A 21,622-nucleotide genomic window follows, 5' to 3' on the forward strand; every position below is an offset into this window, starting at 1 on the left:
TATTAACTTGTATTACATAATATATACCGCTTACGATTGTCAAATAATCCATAAAGATGATTATAATCTCTGCTTAAATTTTATGACTAACACAATTATGATAAAAATTAACTGCTATAATTACCAAAATGCATCTTTTTAAGCATTAAATCAGGTACTCCCTTTAAATTATGAATGATTTTAACATAATATTACTTGGCTATCTATTGTAAAATTCTATTTTTGTTACTTTAATTATAACACAAAAAACATGAAAGAATTAGTAGCAAAAATTAACGCTGAATTTGAAGCATTTACTGCAGAAACAGAATCATTAATTGAAAAAGGAGTAAAAGCTGCTGGAGCAAGAGCACGTAAATCGACTTTAGAAATGGAAAAAATGCTAAAAGAATTTAGAAAACTTTCTATCGAAGAGTCTAAAAAATAATTCCCATTTACTTTAAAAGTCCTTAGATAATCTAAGGACTTTTATTTTTTATACCAAATCGAGTGATCAGCGCCTCTTTGATGATTGCTCAAAAATAATTAATGACTACAATTTCAAGTAAACTTCTATTTACTTTCTATTAAATTAGCACAATTTAATAAATCGCCTTTTGATCATTATTACACTACCATTTTTTTTAAACGACATATTTAAAAGTATCATTAACAGATTTGTCAAACGAAATTGATTTTTGAATTCCTGCTTAAATTGAGGCACCAATATAACTCCTTGAGCTAGGCCACTAGAATGAATATGGCAACAAAATCTACTTATTTGTACCATATACTTATTTTGCAGATAAATTATTTAATCAATCAATAATTCTTTTTTTAAACTTGATGTAGTTTGCTTTCTTGCTATACTTTTCTTAATTTTAGTTGATTAAAAATCAGCAAAAAAAGGACTACTTTATGAAAAACTTGAATTATGGAATTATAGGTAACTGCCGAAGCGCTGCTTTAATCTCCGATAAGGGTGCTATCGAATGGTGTTGCTTACCCGAATTTGATTCCTCATCAGTATTTGCAAAAATATTGGATACTGAAATAGGTGGAAGCTTTGAAATTAACTGTACAGAAGACTATACTGTTACCCAAAAATATCTTGAGAATACTTGTATTCTAGTGACAACATTTGACAATGGTACCGATGCATTTGAAATTAATGATTTTATGCCTCGTTACAGAAAAGAATCATCTGGATACGTTATACCTCCAGAAATCATTCGTTATTTTAGAAAAATTAGTGGCTCTCCTAAATTTAAAATAGGATATAATCCTAAACTGGAATATGCCTTAGGTAAGACGACCAATTATGTCAAGGAAGACCATGTATTAAGTTTGAGCGAATCGACCAAATTTGATTCCCTATTTCTCTATAGCAATTTCGATCTAAATGCTATAAAAGAAGGAACAAGTATCGATCTGCAAGATGATGGTTATGTGCTACTTGCATACAACGAAAAAATATTAAGACCGACACTAACCAAAATTAATCTCGAGTTTGAAAGAACAAAATCATATTGGTTAGGTTGGGCCGATAAAACTACAGAGTACAAGAAATTTAACAAGCAAATCATACGTAGTGCGATGACACTAAAATTGCTTAGTTATGAAAAAACAGGTGCTGTATTGGCAGCAGCAACAACTTCGCTACCAGAAACAATAGGAGAAGTAAGAAACTGGGATTACCGCTTTTGCTGGATTCGAGATGCTTCCATGGTGGTAAAAGTAGTTTCGGAATTGGGACATAAAAAAATGGCCAAAAATTACCTGCAGTTTATTGTTGATTTGATTCCAGATAAGGATGAAAAATTACAAATTATGTACGGTATCAACAAGGAGAAAAAATTAACCGAAGAAACTCTTGATCACTTGAGCGGTTATATGGGAAGCAAACCCGTTAGGATTGGTAATGCCGCCTACTCACAACGTCAGAATGATATTTACGGGATTTTGATGGATGTTATTCACCAACAGCTTTGCACATTTACTAATGACACTGAGAACGGAGAAGAACTTTGGAATATAACAAAAGGCATTGTCTGGGTGGTACAAAAACACTGGCAAGAACCTGATAAAGGAATTTGGGAATTCAGAACAGAGGAAAGACATTTTACTTTTTCGAAAGTGTTATGCTGGACCGCTATAGACAGAGCGATCAAAGTTGCCAAAATTTTAGGTAAAAAGTCCAATATTAAAAAATGGGAACCAATAGCTGAAGCAATCAAAAATGATATTCTCGATAATGCCTGGAATGAATCGGTACAATCATTCACGCAATCTTATGGATCTGTTGACTTAGATGCTTCTGTATTGTTGATGGAAAATTACGGATTTATTGATGCCTTAGATCCAAAATATGTCTCTACTGTAAATGCCATCGGACAAGATTTGAGCAATGATGGACTATTATACCGTTATAAAAACAAAGATGATTTTGGACTTCCCTCCTCTTCATTTACTATCTGTACTTTCTGGTACATCAACAGTCTATTTAAAATTGGAGAAACAAAGAAAGCAGAAAAAATGTTTAAAAAATTACTGTCTTACAGCAACCATTTAGGATTGTTTAGTGAAGATATAGATTTTGAAACCAAGCGACTATTAGGAAACTTTCCGCAGGCTTATTCTCATTTAGCTCTTATTGAGACCGCTATTAATCTCTCTAAAATTACAGACGAAGAAGAAGTGTTGGAAGCTATTAAAAATAAGTAATGCCACTGTTCTTCTAAATTAGTTTTCAAATAATAGAAAAGCAATAAGTATTTAAAAAATCAAAAGTCGCAATTTATAAAAATTGCGACTTTTATATTTTAATACATTTAACATTTGCTCAATGTTTGATTAACCTTAAAATCTAACCTAATACTTCTGCGATTTTCTCGTTTGACAAAAGTTTTACTAGAATTTTTTCTTCGGCATTTAATTTCCCTACCGAAGTACTTTTTCGAGCTTGGTATTTCCAAATTCGACCACTTTCAAATGACGCTATTACCGTAGGATGTACGTAATATTTTTTACAAACTGTTCTCGTGTTACCTAACTGTGACGACACGGAGTCTAAAACTGAAATTATTTTTTTCTTACAATCATTTGCTGATAGTGGTTTTTCCTGTTGCAAAAAGCTACACAATGCATTTAAACTTCCAGACCAACATCTAAAATCTTTGGCTGTAAAATCCATAGCGGTACATTCTTTTAAATAATTATTGATGTCTCCAGATCCTACACTTCGGTGATTGCCTTGATCATCATAATACTGAAAAAGTTCCTGACCAGGGATATCTCGACATCTTTTGACCAACCGCATTAGTCGTTTGTCCTTAAGTGTTATTTGATGCTTTACTCCTTTTTTGCCTTTAAACTCAAAACTTATTAGACCATTTTTAAATTTTGCATGTTTATCCATAAGAGTAGTTAAACCAAAGGAACCATACAATTTTTTATAGGCTTCATTACCAATTCGGATATTAGTAACCTCGATAAGTTTGATCACTAGCGCAATTACTTTTTCATAAGGCAATCCTTTTCTATTCAAGTCCTTTTCGACTTTATTTCTAATTTTTGGTAATGCTTTCGCAAATTCACGCAAACGGTAAAACTTAGACTGATTTCGTAGTTTATTCCAATTGGCATGATAACGGTATTGTTTTCTACCTTTACTGTCAATTCCGGTTGCTTGTAAATGAGAATTCTCATATGGTGAAATCCAAACATTTTCCCATGCTGGAGGTAGTACCATTGCTTTAAATCTGGCTAGTACTTCTTCTTCCGCAATTATGATATCATTTTCATCTTTATAAATAAAATTCTTTCCATTTCTATGACGGTAGAATCCTCTGGACGAATTTGTAAAATAGCGTAGACCCGCTAATTTTGCGGTTTGCTGAGAATCATTATTTATTTTTAGTAATTTACTTTCTAGTCTGTTCATGGTTGGGTAGCGTTAATAGATAGAAGTAAAAATAAAAGAATTGCAGTGGATAAAATTATAGAATTCACGCTAGAAATTATACGATTTAAATTTAAGTCTACAGTTTATTTTTCTTTAGTAATTCTATTTCAGATACGAATTACTACGTCTAGTTTTTTGAAGACTTCTTAAACTTAAATTGTTTTAAAATTAAATGAGCGTACATTGATTTATTAGGTCGTACCTCATTATATGGCATTCCCAATTAATAACTCCAGTTAAGATTAAATAAAAAAACACCTCTACTTCATAATACAATTATGCAGTAAAGGTGTTTGTATTAACAGTAAATTGGTCTTACTTAAGAACCAGTTACATCTCTCAAAAGTGGAAGTACTTCTGTACTATAATTGATATAATAATGAGCAGCGGTTTTAATGTTTCCAACTTTGACCGTATAGGCAGAATCTGGAACTTCTTCAAACATATATTCATCTGTCCAGTCATCGCCTATGGCAAAAATAAAATCGTAATTTGTATCTGCCAAGATGCGTGTAGCGGCGCGACCTTTATTTATATTACTATTTTTAACTTCTAGCACTTTGTTACCATCCAATACAGAAAGGGTATTGTTGATTAGTAAACTTTTTAAGACATGTTTTAATTCCATAGTTCTCAAAGCTGCCATATCATTATCTGACTTTCTGTAATGCCAAGCTAGTGAATATTCTTTCTCTTCTATCAATGCTCCAGGAGTACTATCGGTAAACGCTTCTAGAACTGGTCTTATATTTTCTTTCCAATTCGATTTCATTTGATCTAGCACACCCCATTCACCACCAACTTTACGTAGCCATGCACCATGATCTGTAACTAATGTATAGCTTTTATGACCAAACCAACTTTCTAATGTTTTGCGATCGCGACCACTTATAATTGCGATTTCGGTACTGTCATCCTCATTGATTTTATCCAGTAGATCATAAAGTTCCTGAGTTGGTATAGCATCACTTGGATTGTTTTTAAAACCAGCGAGGGTTCCATCATAATCCAATAAGAATAATTTTCTTTTTGCTAGCTTATAATTAGTAGCAATGTCTTTAATTTTTGATGGTGTTAATTTTTGTGCCACCTGCACTGGAACAGTATCTTTGGCCGCTTTTAAAGATTTTAAAAACTCCCCTGCCCAGCGTTCTACATCATATCTCGAAATTCTTTTTTGTAAAGCATCTAATCTTGTCTTTTGCTCCAATGCAGGCATTTCTAAAGCTTCTTTAAGGCTATCGGCAATTTGGTCAAAATTATTTGGATTAACTATAAGTGCTTCATGCATCTCTTTGGCGGCACCTGCCATTTCGCTCAAAATAAGTACTCCAGTATCTTTTGTTCTGGTAGCAATATACTCTTTTGCAACTAGGTTCATACCATCTCTTACAGGTGTAACCATGGCAACGTCTGATGCTACATATAAGTCTATTAATTCGTCGAATGGTAATGAGCGGTAAAAATACCAAATAGGTGTCCAGCTGATAGTTGATAAATCACCATTAATCCTTCCAACCAATTCATCTGTTTCTCTCTTCAATAATTGGTACTGCGCAACGTTTTCCCTTGATGGTACTGCTAACATTACCAATCGAACCTTTCCTTTGTATTCAGGATATTTATTTAAGAAATATTCGAAAGATTTGACTCTATTCGGTATCCCTTTAGTGTAATCCATTCTATCAATAGATAAGATTAATTTACTCTCATCATTCGACTTATTATGAAAATCAATACTTTTCATTAATTCCGACTTAGAATCTTCAGGATATTTCTCATGTTCTAAGGCGGCATTATGATAGCGGTCGTAATCAATTCCCATTGGGAATGAATCTACTTTTATAATTCTGTTTTCATAAGAGATCTCATTAAAATTCACTTCGATACCTTTAATACGACTTACACTGCTTATAAAGTGACGAGCATAATCGTAAGTATGAAACCCAATTAAATCGGCACCTAGCATACCTTGCAACAACTCATTTCTCCATGGGCAAGTTCTAAATAATTCATAGGAAGGATATGGTATATGTAGAAAAAATCCAATTGTTAGAGTAGGATTCTTTTTTCTCAGCATCTCGGGTAACATCAACAGTTGGTAATCATGAACCCAAACAGTATCACCATCGTTTACCTGCTGTAAAACTACATCAGCAAATTTTTGATTCACTTCAACATAAGATTGCCAATGGCTTGATTCAAATTCTGTATACGCTTGAAAATAATGGAATAATGGCCATAGTGCAGTATTACTAAAACCATAGTAATAATTGTCGATGTCACTATTAGTTAATGGTACTTGAACACATTTTTCTACTGCCAAAGCATTATCGACCTCTACCTTTTGAGCATCGTTCATATTTTCTTCTGCTAAGCCAGACCAACCCACCCAGATTCCGTTTCCTTCTGAGTGCACCGATTTCATTCCAGTTGCTAGTCCTCCTGTACTTGATTTAACAACCAAAGTATTTTCTATATATTTTAAATCTACTGGTAACCTATTTGAAACAATTACTGTTTTATTCATCACTTTCTTTATAATTATTAATACTATATTTAAATTTAAGAATCATTATTACATCAACTTCCTATTGTAATTTTTTCGCTATCCACATCGGTAAGTTGCAATTCGCTAAATTTACCTATCATAGTATTGCCTAGCTCATCTTTCCACTCCGTGATTACGTTTTTAATTACCCCTGGTTCCAAATCAATAACTTCCATGATTTGATCACCAGATTCTTGCTGTACATTTTGTCCTAGTTTAAACATAACTTAATTTTTTTAGTATCGCATTTTTCATTTAAGCCAAAATATAACTGTAAAGTACTACTGTTTTTATAATTCATTTTGACGATTATAAAATTAAATGAATCCTGCAGAAATCTATTGTAGAATTTTCTATATATCTTATAGAATTTTATTCAAATTACTAAATATATCTTCTAAAATCTAATTATAGCTCATAAAACAAGGTGTACTCAAATCATTATTACAGATGAACTAGCCTAAGTGTAATTCCACTGATGATATCATAATTTTAGGTACAGTTATTTATTGGTCTACCATTCAAAAATATAATAAAAACAGTTAACCATCTGCGCCCGACGCAGAAACGTATTATAGTAATAGATAGCTATTACCTTGCAATTTTCTATTTAAAACTACTCATCTTCATCTTCAAAATCATCATCGAAATCATCATCAAAATCATCAAAAATTCCTTTGAAGTCTTCGATTTGAGATAGCGGATTTGCTCCTTCTGGATTAAACAATTCCCATTCATCCCAGACATGATTTGCAGTGTCAAAATTACTGACCCAAGGAATAAAGAGTTTGCGGAATTCTTCTAGCTCCTTTTGAATCAATGCTACGTACTCTAAATCTTTGTAATTTTCATGATAGCACAAGCTTCCTACTTGTATATGTAAAGACATTCCATGTTGTCGAATGATTGCAGCATTTTGCATTTTTATACTATACAAGCCACCCGACTCTGCTCCAACTATTTTTGCAGGTAATATCAAAGCATCTGCAAGCATAAAATCTTTAGTTGCTTCAATAAAATCATCTTCTTCAGGTAAGGTAGCTACCAAACTTTCTACTAGCTGAAATAGTAATTCTGCTTTTTTGTAGATAGGTAACTCATATATTTGTTCAAGTTTAGACATAGTGAGATTTTTTATAGTGATAAAAATAAGAATTTATAAAACTACTTTTTAACTCTAAAAGTTATTTTATTGGAACTAATAAACATTAAATCAATTAACTAGAATTACCTTTGTAGCTAGCTAAGAGCGAAATTGCTTGTAAATAGTTGCAAATTATCTATAAACTTTAATAAGGAGAAGCCTTTATCCTTACATATCAACAAAATTAAAGTACAAACTTTGAATTGAATGTGAACCATTTTGTATAATGTTGGACGTATTTTTCATTCATTTTTGTAAATTAGCCCTATATTTTAAAACCCTCACCCCACATGGATTTAAACTTCAATAAAAACGAAGACCACAATAAATTATTAGTATCAGATTTAAAGCAAAGACTTGCAAAAGTTAAACTTGGTGGAGGCGAAAAACGTATTGCCAAATTACATGCAGCTGGAAAAATGACTGCACGTGAGCGCATCAACTACTTACTGGATCAAAATGCAAAAGTAATTGAGATCGGTGCCTTTACTGGTGAAGGAATGTACGCCGAACATGGTGGTTGTCCTTCTGGAGGTGTAGTTGTTAAGATAGGATATATTAAAGGAAAGCAATGCATAGTAGTTGCCAATGATGCCACAGTAAAAGCTGGTGCTTGGTTTCCAATTACCGGAAAGAAAAATTTACGTGCTCAAGAAATTGCCATGGAAAATCAAATTCCAATTATTTACCTTGTAGATAGTGCAGGTGTTTATTTACCAATGCAAGATGAAATTTTTCCTGACAAAGAACATTTCGGTCGAATATTTAGAAATAACGCTATAATGAGTAGTATGGGAATTACTCAAATATCTGCCATTATGGGAAGCTGTGTTGCGGGTGGCGCCTACCTGCCTATCATGAGCGACGAAGCTATAATTGTAGATAAAACAGCTAGTATATTTTTAGCAGGAAGTTATTTGGTAAAGGCTGCAATTGGTGAAACTATTGATAATGAAACGTTAGGTGGTGCTACTACACATTGTGAAATTTCTGGTGTAACTGATTATAAAGCTACTGACGACAAAGATGCATTAGATAAAATAAAAAATATAATTGATAAAATTGGAGATTATACTCCTGCAGGTTTTAATCGTGTCAAAGCAAGTAAACCTACTCTGGACGAGAAAGATATTTATGGCATCTTACCAAAAGCTAGAAATGAACAGTACGATATGATGGAAATCATAAACCGACTAGTTGATAATTCTGAGTTCGAAGCTTATAAAGATGGATACGGTCAAACAATTATCACAGGTTACGCACGTATTGATGGATGGGCTGTAGGAATCGTTGCCAATCAAAGGAAAGTTGTTAAAAATAAAAAAGGAGAAATGCAATTTGGTGGAGTAATATACTCCGATAGTGCAGATAAAGCGACACGCTTCATTGCTAATTGCAATCAAAAGAAAATACCACTAGTGTTCTTACAAGATGTTACCGGCTTTATGGTAGGATCTAAATCTGAACAAGGCGGAATAATAAAAGATGGAGCCAAAATGGTTAATGCAGTAAGTAATTCTGTAGTTCCAAAATTCACAGTAGTTATAGGTAACTCTTATGGTGCTGGTAATTATGCGATGTGCGGAAAAGCTTTTGATCCTCGATTGATTTTTGCTTGGCCAAGTGCAGAACTAGCAGTTATGGGAGGAACACAAGCTGCTAAAGTACTAGCACAAATTGAAGCTTCTTCATTGAAAGCAAAAGGAGAGAATATAAATGAAGCTAAGGAGAATGAATTGTTTACCAAAATTAAAGCGCGATATGATGAGCAAACTTCTCCATATTATGCTGCAGCGAGAATATGGACAGATGGAATCATTGATCCATTAGACACAAGAACATGGATTTCTATGGGGATTGAAGCTGCTAACCACGCTCCTATTGAGAAGAAATTTAATTTGGGTGTAATCCAAGTTTAATATACAAACAGGGAAATATGAATTTAGATAAATTAAAATATCCAATTGGGTGTTTCATAAAACCAGATAAAATTACAAATGAAAACATTTCTATTTGGATTGAAGTAATTGCCGCGTTTCCCGAAGCGCTTACTAGTCAAGTTGCAAATCTTACAGATGTTCAACTTGACACACCTTACAGACCTGATGGCTGGACAATAAGACAAGTTATTCATCACTGTGCAGACAGTCATATGAATAGCTTCACCCGATTTAAACTTGCATTGACTGAGGACAAGCCTTTTATCAAACCATACCATGAAGAGCGATGGGCAGAATTAATAGATAGTAAAACGTTTCCAATTGAAAGTTCATTACAAATGCTTAAAGGAATACATAGCCGTTGGACTGCCCTCTTAATGGCACTTTCTAAAAGTGACTTGAATAAATCTTTTGTGCACCCTGAACATGGACAAACCTTTTTTCTAGATGAAAATATTGGTATTTACGCCTGGCATTGTAACCATCACCTGGCTCACATTACTACTCTAAAAGAGACAAAAGGTTGGAGTTAGAATAAAAAATACTATCCTATAAAAAAAGCATTTTGATTTATCAAAATGCTTTTTTTATACTCTAATTTCAGTCAATTATAATTGAGAAAGTACTTCTTTTCTCTTAATTTTTCCATTGTCTGTTTCTGCTATTTTTGAAACATAAAAAATTTCTTTCGGTTTTTCATATTTATCTAATACGTCAAAAATGGCAGTGTCAAATGCTTGTTTTTCTCCTTCGATTACAAGAACTAGTTTTTCTCCCAAAACAGCATCAGGAATTCCTCCGACAAAAAATTTATTTTTAATGCTATTGGCTAATTTGCTTTCAATTTCTTCTGGCAATAACTTAATTCCTCCACTGTTCACAACGTTATCAATTCGCCCCAAAAAAATAAATTGCTTTTCATTTACAATTTCAACAATATCATTTGTTACAATAGTCTCTTTAGAAACCCTCGGAGCATCGATCACGAGACAACCTTTATCGTTTTGTGAGATCTTAATTTTAGGTAAAATATTAAATGCTTTTTCTCCCATTCTTTTGGCAGCAATATGTGTCATGGTCTCTGTCATACCATAGGTCTCATACACTTTTGCACTTGTTTTCAGTAAACTTTCTTCTAAATCTTTTCCTACTTTCGCTCCACCTACAATTAGCTTTTTGATGTTTTTCAATTCTGATAATGAATTTTTTGCTTGCAAAGGTACCATCGCTGCAAAGTCATACACCGTTTCATTACGTACTAACGGTGTAGCGCTTGGTACAACAAAATCAATATCAAGACCTAAAATAAAACTTCTAACCAACATCATTTTACCAGATATGAATCGTGTAGGCAGGCAATACAATGCTTTATCTCCTGGTTTTAAATCAAAAAAATCTCCCGTTGCCAATGCCGAGTTAACCATAGTCTGCTTCTCTGTTCTCAAAATTTTTGGCACACCTGTTGTACCAGAAGTTTGTAAGTCGATATACGTTTTTCCATCAAACCAGTCTAGCAAGAAATCCCCAATTGATTTCTCAAATTCATCTCCTTCTTTTATCAATGAATAAGAAACGCGAATTAAATCTTCTCTGTTTAAATAAACTCCATTTAATTTAAATCGATTGTGAACATTTTTATAAGTAACATTTCTCATTGTTGGTAGTTATGTGTTATTATATATTTAGTGTGTTTTTCCAGTTAATTTACTTTTCCAATTATTCCATTTGTATCTACGACTAAAGATAAGTAAAAGGAGTGGGTAAATCACTACAATGGGCAAAATAATGTCAATGCCCGCTTCTGGTTCTGAAATATCTTTTAGAATAGAATTTGTCTGAAAAACTGACCAATCAGACGTAATTAACAGAGCACCTATTAAATTATTTGCTGCATGAAATCCCAATGCTAGCTCTAATCCATCGTCCATCAAAGTAATAACTCCTAAAAAAAGTCCTGTACCTATATAATAAACCATAATAATATTACCAATTTTAGATACCTCTGGGTTAGCCAAATGCATCAAACCAAATATTAAAGAGGTCATCAATAGCGGAAACCACCTGTTTTTGGCCAGATTACCAAAGCCCTGCATCAGGTATCCACGGAACACATACTCTTCGACCGTAGTTTGAATTGGAATTAATATACTGCCGATGACTAGCAATATCAGGAACGGAAATAACTTAAAGTTCCATTCAAAATCTTCCTTATTCAAAAAATAAGAGATTACAGTTGTAACGATACTTATGCTAGCCCAAATTGCAAATGAAAACCGAACTCTCTTCCAATCAATTCTTTTTCGTGCAGTCGTAATCGAAAGCATTGTTTGATGATGCAAATATTTCACCACAAGAAAAATCCCATAGAGCGTAAATACTGAAGGAATGAGAATTAAAATTAGAGTCAGATTAGGATCAAAATAATGCATTAGCGCATTATTATCAATGGGATATTTCTTTCCATTAAATAATATTTCATAGAATATCGCCCCCAAAAGCGGTAGCTGCCCCATGAAAGAAGTAGCTACAATAGCCAGTGATCCAATACAATATTTCCAAAACTGATTCTCACGACAAATCCCTTGATTAACAAACATTAATTTATAATTTATTTAGGACTAATATAATATTTCAAATGCTATTTTAGCGAATTATATAATTATTTTACAAAATATTAACCTGTGAAGCTTTAATAATTTTAGGGTTAAAGATGATTTGTTAATTTGCACGATAATTATTTCAATATTTATAATTCATATTATAGATAATAATGAGTTATTTATATAATCATGCCAAAATAAAAAAAAACAATAAAAAGCATTATTACTATTATGATACAAATTTACCATAATCCAAGATGTGGAAAGTCAAGGACTTGTCTAGCTTTTGTAGAAGACAGAAAATTAGATTACGAAATTATTAAATACCTTGATACGCCACCAACTGAAGAGGAATTGAATGATTTAATAGTTAAGCTAAAAATAGCACCTTTAAAATTGGTTCGACAAAAGGAAAAAATTTGGATCGAAAATTATAAGAACGCAGTACTTACTGATTCTGATATTATTAAAATTCTGGTGCAGCACCCTATCCTGATCGAAAGACCTATTGTAATCAAAGATGGAGATGCAATAATTGGCCGCGATGTCAATGAATTGGAGGCTTTTTTAAAATAATTTTTATCATAATTTTAACAACTTACAGATTAAACCAAAATCAAATATTCAATTCTAATCAAGAAAAACAATAATGAAGTATATATTAAATTCAGTCCTATCACTCCTTTTTTTATTTACCTATAATAGCATAACTGCACAGCAAGGGCCTCCAGCTAGCGTAAAAATTAGAATAACAGGAAAAATTATAGAAAAGACAACAAAACAACCTTTGGAATATGCAACGGTTACTTTTAAAAACCCAATAAATCCAAAAGCGATTACCGGCGGAATTACAGACTCTAAAGGTGATTTTAGTATCGATATTACCCCAGGTACTTACAACATAACAATGGAATTCATCTCGTTTAGAGCAATTGAGCTGAATAATAAATCATTGCAGAAAACAACTGCATTGGGTACTTTTTCTTTAGAAGAAGATGCTGCTCAATTAAATGAAGTGGTTATTACAACAGAAAAATCATCAGTAGAAATTAAATTAGATAAGAAAATTTATAATGTTGGGCAAGACATGACCGTAAAAGGTGGTACCGCCAGCGATGTACTTAATAATGTGCCATCAGTAACTGTAGACACTGATGGAACGGTAAGTTTAAGAGGGAACGATAACGTGCGTATTCTTATTGACGGGAGACCTTCAAACGCCACAAATATAAGCGATGCTTTACGTTCGATATCATCAGATGCTTTAGATAAAGTTGAAGTGATTACAAACCCTTCTGCTAGATATGATGCAGAAGGTGGAGCTGGTATCATTAACATCGTTCTTAAAAAAGGAAAAAATAACGGAGTAAACGGCTCTGTTGTAGTTGCTGTAGGTGATCCTAAAAATTTAGATTTTAGTGGAAATCTAAATTATAAAACAAACAGTTTCAACTTCTTTTCAAATTTTGGTTACAACGATAGTAAATCTCCAGGTAGAACAGAAACAAATACCAATTATTTAAATGAAGACGGATCATTGAATAAAATTATCAATGAGGTAAATAATCGTGAACGAAGCAGAAATGGAATTAATACATCTTTTGGAATCGATCTATTTTTAACACCTTCTATCACTTGGACAAATGCTATTAAATATAGAAATCAAGATAGTGATAATCCAGAAGACGTTAATTTATTTAATTATGAAGACGATACTTTCTTCTTGAGAAACAGGTACAATAGTCAAATCTCTACAGATGAAGATTTTCAATACTCTTCCAACTTTACAAAGAAATTTGAAAAGGATGGTCACAAATTAACTCTTGATTTTTCTACTGCATCTAGTAGAGACAGAGACAAAACTCTTATTGAAGATCAGATCATAGGGACACCTAGTAGCCTTACAACTGAATATAACAATACAAGTGCAAAAGACATTACCAATATATTTCAAGGCGATTATGTTTTGCCAATTGGTGAAAACAGTCAATTTGAAGCAGGATATAAAGGTCAGTTTAAAACTATAACGACTGATTATGAAATTGGTAATGTTGATAGTGCTAACAATTTTGTTCCAAATGCTAATTACAGTAATATACTGGAATACAAAGAAAACATCAATGCTGTTTACACTCAATTTGGATCAAAGGTCGATAAACTTTCTTATTTGTTAGGAGTACGTTATGAGGATTCAAACATTGATATCAATTTACTTTCTTCAAATGATTTTAATACTAAAAAGTATAATAACTTCTTTCCAAGTGCATTTTTTACTTACCAACTTACAGATCAAAATAGTATCTCTGTTAATTACAGTAAAAGAATTTCAAGACCGAGTTCACGATATATCAATCCGTCAGCACGTTATTCTAGTAATGTAAATATATTCCAAGGTAATCCAGATATCAATCCTTCCTTTACAGATGTGTATGAGGTAGCATATTTAACTAAAATAGGAAAAGCGACCTTAACTTCTTCTATCTACTATAATAAAAGTACATCAGTATTTCAATTTATACGTAGACCAAACGGAGATACTGTTGAAACAGAGGTAGACGGACAAATTACTGTTACACCAGTTATCCTTACAACTCCAATTAACCTTGCTGATGAAGACCGTTTTGGTTTCGAATTTAATTTGAATTATGCTCCTTTTAAATGGTGGAAATTGAATAACAATTTCAATATATATAACAGTCAACTTAGAGGAAATTATAGCTATACTGATATAAATGATTTGGTTGTGGAACAAAATTTTGATAGAAATACGATTGGATGGTTTACAAGACTTACATCCAAAGTAAGTTTACCTTACAAGATTGATTGGCAAACGAATGGAATGTATTTTGCCGCTCAAAAAAGTATTCAAGGAAAGTATTTGAGTATGGCAGTAGTAAACCTTGCATTTAGCAAAGATGTTTTAAAAGAGAAAGCTACAGTATCATTAAATGTAAGTGATCTTTTCAACTCTGGAAAAAGAAGGTTCGAAACGTATATCCCAGGTGAAATAGAATCTTATTCGGAATTGCAATTTAGAGTACGACAAGTAAATTTATCCTTTACTTACCGCTTTAACAAAAAGAAAGGTGAAGGCGAGAAAACTGGAAGACCTACCAATGATAACGGAGAAGGTGATTTTGGAGTTTAAATCAGATACAATGATGATATCTATATCTCATCGTAATTTTATTAATTCACTTTATATAAAAAGGAGACAGAATTCATTTCTGTCTCCTTTTTTCGTTTTTTTAAGGCATAAAAAAAGGACTCGCTAACGAGTCCTTTATACTTCAAATCAATTTATAATTAAATTGACTGTTGTTTCTTTGCTTTCTTTTCTTTGTATAATTCATATAAAGATCCGCCAATCCAATATTGAACGAAACCTACAAGAAAAAACATTAACCAAAAACCTATAGTTAATACGGTTAAGAAAAGTAAAAAGCCTAAATACTGTGAAAATTCAAACATGTTTTCCGGAATTTTTGAATGTAGCCACAAATATAGGTTTTATATCTTTTAACAACAATAAAAACGGCTCAAATTACTTCACAAAATTACAATTTTGTACTTTTATGAAATAGAAAAGAATTTTAATCTGCATTAAAGATAAAAAACATGAAACACAGAATAGAAAAAGATACATTGGGAGAAGTAGCTGTTCCTGTAGATAAATATTGGGGTGCTCAAACAGAACGATCTAAAACAAATTTTAAAATAGGGCCTGCAGCTTCTATGCCTGCAGAAATTATTATGGGATTTGCGTATTTAAAAAAGGCAGCCGCATATACAAACTGCGAATTAGGAATTCTTGCATCTGAAAAAAGAGATGCTATCGCTACAGTTTGTGACGAAATTTTAAAAGGAGAACTTGTTGATCACTTTCCGCTTGTAATATGGCAAACTGGCTCGGGGACACAAAGTAATATGAATGTTAATGAAGTTGTTGCCAATCGCGCTCAAATTATTAAAGGTTTGTGTATAGGTGAAGACGATGCTTTCATCAAGGCCAATGACGATGTCAACAAGTCACAATCATCCAACGACACCTTCCCTACTGCCATGCATATTGCGAGCTATAAAATGTTAATTGAAGTGACAATACCGGCAATTGAAAATCTTAAAAATACCCTTGAGTCAAAAGCTATAGCGTTTAAAGATGTTATTAAAATTGGTCGTACACATCTTATGGATGCTACACCATTGACTCTAGGTCAAGAAATTTCAGGTTATGTATCGCAACTCAACCATGGATTGAAAGCTCTTAAAAATACACTACCACATTTGTCTGAAATTGCTCTAGGAGGAACGGCTGTGGGTACAGGTTTAAATACACCTAAAGGATATGATGTGCTTGTCGCAAAATACATTTCTGACTTTACGGGACATAGGTTTACAACTGCCGAAAATAAATTTGAAGCTCTAGCTGCGCACGATGCTATCGTAGAAAGTCATGGTGCTCTAAAACAATTGGCCGTTTCTTTAAATAAAATTGGGAACGATATAAGAATGTTGGCCTCGGGACCAAGATCGGGTATTGGTGAATTATTGCTTCCTGAAAATGAACCAGGGTCATCAATCATGCCCGGAAAAGTTAACCCTACTCAATGTGAAGCCTTAACTATGGTTTGTGCACAAGTAATGGGAAATGATGTTGCAATCACTGTGGGCGGCATGCAAGGTCAATACGAATTAAATGTTTTCAAACCCATGTTAGCGTATAATTTTTTACAATCAGCACAACTATTAGGAGATGCATGTGCTTCTTTTGATGAGCATTGTGCACAAGGAATAACGCCAAACTACAAACGAATTAATGAGTTGGTAAGCAACTCATTGATGCTGGTTACCGCACTGAATACAAAAATAGGCTATTACAAAGCGGCAGAAATTGCTCAAACGGCACACAAGAATGGGACTACCTTAAAAGAGGAAGCCGTTAGACTAGGATATGTAACGGCCGATGATTTTGATGAATGGGTCAAACCAGAAGATATGGTTTAAGATTAAAACTCACGGGTAAGTGTAAATTTACCCGTGAATTGTTTCTCCTTTTCCATAATTAGAGATTACTGCTTCTTCAAATACTAACCATTCTCTCCATCGTTTTTCAACATCAATACCTTTTCCGTATTTACGAGCATAGGTAATGAATGTTGTGTAATGTCCTGCTTCGCTTTCCATCAAGTCTCTATAGAAAACAGACAATTCTTCGTCCTTAATATTTTCAGATAACACCTTAAAACGTTCGCAACTTCTAGCTTCGATCATAGCAGAAAATAATAAACGTTCTACCAAGGCAGAAACCCTACTCCCATCAATTGATTTTTTCATGTACAAATACAATTCATTTACATAATCATCTTTTCGCTCGCGACCCAATTTGAGACCACGCTTAATGATAATGTTGTGCACTTGCTCAAAATGATCAATTTCTTCTTTGGCCAAAGCCAATAAATCCTTAACCAAATCTTGGTGTTCCGAGTTATGTGTTATTATGGTAATAGCATTGGTAGCTGCTTTTTGTTCGCACCAAGCATGATCTGTCAAAATCTCTTCAATATTTTTTTCGACAATATTAACCCATCTTGGATCGGTAGGCAATTGTAATCGTAATACACCCATAATTTTTTTTGTATTTTAAAAATGTTTCAAGTTTAAAGTATTTCTAAAAAAAAAGTTTAAAGTTTTGCAATGACTTTCGGCAATCACAAAACTTTAAACTTTAAATCTAATACTTTTATATAAAAGTTTTTATTTAGAAAACGAAAATAGCTCTTTCGCTCATCATATCGTTAACTTCGTCAGCAACTGCTTCGATAACTGCTTCGTCAGTATGATTTGTCAATACTTTGTCAATTAAAGCAACGATAGTTTCCATATCTGCTTCAACCAATCCGCGAGTTGTGATTGCTGCTGTACCTACACGAATACCAGAAGTAACAAATGGAGATTTGTCATCAAAAGGAACCATATTTTTGTTAACAGTAATTTCGGCTTTTACTAATGCATTTTCAGCATCTTTACCAGAAATTCCTTTGTTTCTAAGGTCAATTAACATCATGTGATTATCAGTACCGCCAGATATGATATCGTATCCTCTTTTTACAAAAGCATCTGCCATTGCATTAGCATTCTTTTGCAATTGACGTGCGTAAGTAAAAAACTCATCTTGCAAAGCTTCACCAAAAGCAATAGCTTTTGCAGCGATAATGTGCATTAATGGTCCACCTTGATTACCAGGGAAAACAGCTAAGTCTAATAATGAAGACATCATTCTGATTTCTCCTTTTGGAGTTTTTAATCCCCATGGGTTTTCAAAATCTTTACCCATTAAGATCAAACCACCTCTTGGTCCACGTAATGTTTTATGTGTAGTTGTAGTAACAATGTGACAGTGAGGAATTGGGTCATTCATCAAACCTTTTGCAATTAATCCTGCAGGGTGTGAGATGTCTGCCATCAATATCGCTCCAACGCTATCAGCGATTACTCTAAAACGTTCAAAATCCATATCACGAGAATATGCCGATGCACCTGCGATAATTAATTTTGGTTGTTCTTTTGTTGCAATTTCTTGAATTTTATCGTAGTTCAAACGACCTGTTTCTTTTTCAACACCATAAAAAGTTGGGTTGTAAACACGTCCCGAAAAGTTAACTGGAGATCCATGCGTTAAGTGACCACCGTGAGATAAGTCAAAACCTAAAATTTTATCACCTGGTTGTAAACAAGCATGAAATACAGAAGCATTAGCTTGAGATCCTGAGTGAGGTTGCACATTTGCATAAGTAGCACCAAATAATTCTTTGGCTCTATCAATAGCGATTTGCTCTACAATATCAACTACTTCGCAACCACCATAATATCTTTTTCCTGGATACCCTTCAGCATATTTATTTGTCAAAGCTGAACCAGCAGCTTCCATTACTTCATCACTAACAAAGTTCTCAGAGGCAATAAGTTCTAATCCGTGTACTTGTCTATCTTGTTCTTCAAGAATAAGGTCAAAAATTTGTTTGTCGCGTTGCATTTCTATTAATTTAGTTAATTTCAGGCAAAAATACAAAAAAACGTTTGTTCAATAGCTAGATTATGATATATTTGATATAAAATTTTCAACAAAAAAAGATACTTTATGCCTATATCTGCCAATGATACCAAAAGAAAATCCTGGTTATCAGTTCCTGAAAACAGTGATTTTCCAATTCAAAATATCCCTTTCGGTGTTTTCCTAACCAAAGAAAATATAGTTACAGTAGGGACCCGTATTGGTGATTATGCTATAGATCTAGGGGCTTTGCAGCAAATGAATTATTTCTCAGGTATAGAACTGACAGATGATATGTTCATGCAGGATACACTAAACGACTTTATTTCGGATGGAAAAAAAACATGGAGATTGGTTCGCAATCGAATTGCAGACATTTTTGATGAACAAAACCCACAATTAAGAGATAACGACAAACATAAAGACATTATAATTTTTAATATTGATGATGTCGAAATGCAATTGCCTGTGTTAATAGGTGATTATACCGATTTTTATTCGAGTAAAGAACACGCCATTAATATGGGTAAAATGTTCCGTACCGAAGAAAACGCTTTGTTACCAAACTGGTCACATATGCCTATTGCTTACCATGGTAGAAGTTCTACTATTATCCCGTCTGGAATTCCGGTTCACAGACCTCTAGGACAATCATTGCCACATGGCGAAGAAACTCCAGTGATAGGTCCATCACGTTCTATCGACTTCGAACTAGAAACTGCTTTTATCACAACAGACGCCAATATTATGGGAGAAATGATTCCGATTAGTGAGGCAGAAGATTATATCTTTGGTATGGTTATGTTGAATGATTGGACGTCTAGGGATATTTTGAAATGGGAATATTTACCATTAGGACCATTTTTGTCTAAAAACTTTGCTACATCAATTTCGCCCTGGATTGTTACGATGGATGCCTTGGAACCTTTTAAAGTACCAGGGCCAAAACAAGTACCTAGTCCACTACCCTATTTACAGCAAAAAGGAAAGCATTCCTTCGACATTCATTTAGAAGCTGCTATACAGCCAGAAAACGGAACTGAAAATGTAGTAAGCAAATCTAATTTTAAACATTTGTATTGGACCATGAACCAGCAGTTAACACACCACGCTTCTAGCGGATGTAGAATAAACTCTGGCGATATGATGGGTTCTGGAGCAATTTCGGGTGCTAATAAAGAGAATTATGGTTCTATGCTGGAATTAACTTGGGGAGGAAAAAACCCTATCAAATTAAATGATGGTACCGAACGAAAATTTATCAATGACTATGACACTGTAATTATGAAAGGTTTTTGTAAAAACAGTCAAGTGCGCATTGGCTTTGGCGAATTATGTTCTCAATTATTACCTCCTTTTGTGAGAAAGTAAAAATTACCTTTACAATTTATATTATCGGAGCTTGTCGAAAAATTTTTTAAAAGATTTTTGACAAGCTCCGATATTTTTAACAACATTTATGTTTTTCCTGTAAGCTATTTTTTAAATGTTTTCTTTACATTTATAAAGTAATAAAAGTGTGGCTCGTATTTTGTGTACGTGTTTGTAACTGCATTAAGCTGACAATCAAATTTGATTGAAGCATTTAAAATATAGAAATTATGACCTTAACTCAAAAAGATCAATCTGAATTATTACTTGCCAAAAATTTATTAGAGAATCCTGGGATGGCGGCCAAGATTACCAATTATATAGGAAAACCAATTGAAGCAGGATTAGAAAAACTCCCCAAAGACTGGACTACTAAAATTGGCTCTATTACAGAAAAAGCGCTTATGAAAGCATCAGACGCTGCTATTTTTACAATTGCTAATGTTCCTGGCACAGCAGCTTCAAATAGATGGCATAAATTTGGAGTAGCCGTTACGGGAGGTTTAGGAGGATTTTTGGGACTTCCAGCTCTAGCCATTGAGTTGCCGATCTCTACTACAATTATGTTGCGATCTATTGCCGAAATAGCCCGCTCACAGGGTGAATCACTGGAGAATCAAGATGCTAAATTAGCATGTTTGGAGGTCTTCGCATTAGGAGGTCGGACTATAAAAGATGATGGAACCGAAAGTGGTTATTTTGTGGTGCGTACCTTGCTAGCTAAAACGATGTCTGAATCTGCTGAATATATCGCTGCTAAAGGACTTGCCGAAGAAGGACTACCTATTTTATTACGATTATTAACCAAAGTTGCGGAACGCTTCAGTATTCAAATCACAGAAAAAGCTGCTGCCCAAGCCTTACCATTTGTAGGTGCTGCTGGTGGCGCCATAATTAATACTATATTTATTGATCACTTTCAAGATATGGCCAAGGGTCATTTTATTGTCCGAAAGTTAGAACGTGTGTATGGCAAAGAAGTAATTCAGCAACTTTACAATGAATTACCTTCAAATAATTAA

18 protein-coding genes are annotated in these 21,622 nt (G+C 33.4%); 9 read left to right on the forward strand and 9 right to left on the reverse strand.

Going from position 1 to position 21,622, the window contains the following annotated elements:
• The first annotated feature begins 250 nt into the window (after nucleotides 1-250).
• Both LXH21_RS10065 and LXH21_RS10070 read left to right on the forward strand, forming a co-directional pair.
• Nucleotides 251-427, forward strand: a complete 177-nt coding sequence (locus LXH21_RS10065) for a histone H1 (RefSeq protein WP_074723847.1) — start codon at nucleotides 251-253, stop codon at nucleotides 425-427.
• Between the two features lie 470 nt (nucleotides 428-897).
• Complete coding sequence (locus LXH21_RS10070; protein ID WP_239865389.1) at nucleotides 898-2,703, forward strand: glycoside hydrolase family 15 protein; 1,806 nt, start codon at nucleotides 898-900, stop codon at nucleotides 2,701-2,703.
• Nucleotides 2,704-2,845: 142 nt separating this feature from the next.
• Here LXH21_RS10070 and LXH21_RS10075 read toward each other — a convergent pair whose 3' ends face one another.
• The 4 genes from LXH21_RS10075 to LXH21_RS10090 form a co-directional block, all read right to left on the reverse strand.
• A complete protein-coding gene (locus tag LXH21_RS10075) occupies nucleotides 2,846-3,922 on the reverse strand; it encodes a DNA topoisomerase IB (protein WP_239865391.1) in 1,077 nt (358 codons plus the stop codon).
• A 340-nt stretch (nucleotides 3,923-4,262) separates the two neighbouring features.
• Nucleotides 4,263-6,473, reverse strand: coding sequence for a bifunctional alpha,alpha-trehalose-phosphate synthase (UDP-forming)/trehalose-phosphatase (locus LXH21_RS10080; protein WP_239865393.1), 2,211 nt, complete (start codon nucleotides 6,471-6,473; stop codon nucleotides 4,263-4,265).
• Nucleotides 6,474-6,526: 53 nt separating this feature from the next.
• Nucleotides 6,527-6,718, reverse strand: coding sequence for a hypothetical protein (locus LXH21_RS10085; RefSeq protein WP_239865395.1), 192 nt, complete (start codon nucleotides 6,716-6,718; stop codon nucleotides 6,527-6,529).
• A gap of 392 nt (nucleotides 6,719-7,110) precedes the next feature.
• Nucleotides 7,111-7,617 (reverse strand): hypothetical protein, encoded by a 507-nt coding sequence (locus LXH21_RS10090; protein WP_239865397.1) that lies wholly within the window; start codon nucleotides 7,615-7,617, stop codon nucleotides 7,111-7,113.
• A 311-nt stretch (nucleotides 7,618-7,928) separates the two neighbouring features.
• On the opposite strand from LXH21_RS10090, the gene LXH21_RS10095 reads away from it, so the two are divergent.
• Nucleotides 7,929-9,557, forward strand: a complete 1,629-nt coding sequence (locus LXH21_RS10095; RefSeq protein WP_239865399.1) for an acyl-CoA carboxylase subunit beta — start codon at nucleotides 7,929-7,931, stop codon at nucleotides 9,555-9,557.
• Nucleotides 9,558-9,574: 17 nt separating this feature from the next.
• Nucleotides 9,575-10,111 (forward strand): YfiT family bacillithiol transferase, encoded by a 537-nt coding sequence (locus LXH21_RS10100; RefSeq protein WP_239865401.1) that lies wholly within the window; start codon nucleotides 9,575-9,577, stop codon nucleotides 10,109-10,111.
• 75 nt (nucleotides 10,112-10,186) lie between these two features.
• On the opposite strand, the gene LXH21_RS10105 is transcribed toward LXH21_RS10100, so the two are convergent.
• Nucleotides 10,187-11,233, reverse strand: coding sequence for an AMP-binding protein (locus LXH21_RS10105; protein WP_239865403.1), 1,047 nt, complete (start codon nucleotides 11,231-11,233; stop codon nucleotides 10,187-10,189).
• Nucleotides 11,234-11,260: 27 nt separating this feature from the next.
• Entirely contained in the window at nucleotides 11,261-12,175 is a 915-nt protein-coding gene (locus LXH21_RS10110; protein ID WP_239865405.1) for a CPBP family intramembrane glutamic endopeptidase, read from the reverse strand.
• A gap of 234 nt (nucleotides 12,176-12,409) precedes the next feature.
• Between LXH21_RS10110 and arsC the strand changes: the two genes are divergently transcribed.
• Nucleotides 12,410-12,754: an arsenate reductase (glutaredoxin) gene (gene arsC, locus LXH21_RS10115; RefSeq protein WP_239865407.1), complete on the forward strand. Its 345-nt coding sequence runs from the start codon at nucleotides 12,410-12,412 to the stop codon at nucleotides 12,752-12,754.
• 73 nt (nucleotides 12,755-12,827) lie between these two features.
• Nucleotides 12,828-15,326 (forward strand): TonB-dependent receptor domain-containing protein, encoded by a 2,499-nt coding sequence (locus LXH21_RS10120; RefSeq protein WP_239865409.1) that lies wholly within the window; start codon nucleotides 12,828-12,830, stop codon nucleotides 15,324-15,326.
• A gap of 158 nt (nucleotides 15,327-15,484) precedes the next feature.
• On the opposite strand, the gene LXH21_RS10125 is transcribed toward LXH21_RS10120, so the two are convergent.
• Nucleotides 15,485-15,649 (reverse strand): hypothetical protein, encoded by a 165-nt coding sequence (locus LXH21_RS10125; RefSeq protein WP_239865411.1) that lies wholly within the window; start codon nucleotides 15,647-15,649, stop codon nucleotides 15,485-15,487.
• Nucleotides 15,650-15,796: 147 nt separating this feature from the next.
• Here LXH21_RS10125 and fumC point away from each other — a divergent pair, with 147 nt between their 5' ends.
• The gene (gene fumC / locus LXH21_RS10130) at nucleotides 15,797-17,182 is read left to right on the forward strand and encodes a class II fumarate hydratase (RefSeq protein WP_239865413.1); all 1,386 of its coding nucleotides are present in this window, start codon (nucleotides 15,797-15,799) and stop codon (nucleotides 17,180-17,182) included.
• 27 nt (nucleotides 17,183-17,209) lie between these two features.
• Here the strand turns inward: fumC and miaE are convergent, their stop codons facing one another.
• A complete protein-coding gene (gene miaE, locus LXH21_RS10135; RefSeq protein WP_239865415.1) occupies nucleotides 17,210-17,803 on the reverse strand; it encodes a tRNA-(ms[2]io[6]A)-hydroxylase in 594 nt (197 codons plus the stop codon).
• 133 nt (nucleotides 17,804-17,936) lie between these two features.
• Nucleotides 17,937-19,211, reverse strand: a complete 1,275-nt coding sequence (gene glyA / locus LXH21_RS10140; RefSeq protein ID WP_239865417.1) for a serine hydroxymethyltransferase — start codon at nucleotides 19,209-19,211, stop codon at nucleotides 17,937-17,939.
• Nucleotides 19,212-19,316: 105 nt separating this feature from the next.
• On the opposite strand from glyA, the gene fahA reads away from it, so the two are divergent.
• A complete protein-coding gene (gene fahA, locus LXH21_RS10145; RefSeq protein WP_239865418.1) occupies nucleotides 19,317-20,600 on the forward strand; it encodes a fumarylacetoacetase in 1,284 nt (427 codons plus the stop codon).
• 230 nt (nucleotides 20,601-20,830) lie between these two features.
• Nucleotides 20,831-21,622: an EcsC family protein gene (locus LXH21_RS10150; RefSeq protein WP_239865420.1), complete on the forward strand. Its 792-nt coding sequence runs from the start codon at nucleotides 20,831-20,833 to the stop codon at nucleotides 21,620-21,622.

This window comes from Flavobacterium algicola (genome assembly GCF_022399565.1).
Taxonomy (GTDB): Bacteria; Bacteroidota; Bacteroidia; order Flavobacteriales; family Flavobacteriaceae; genus Flavobacterium; species Flavobacterium algicola.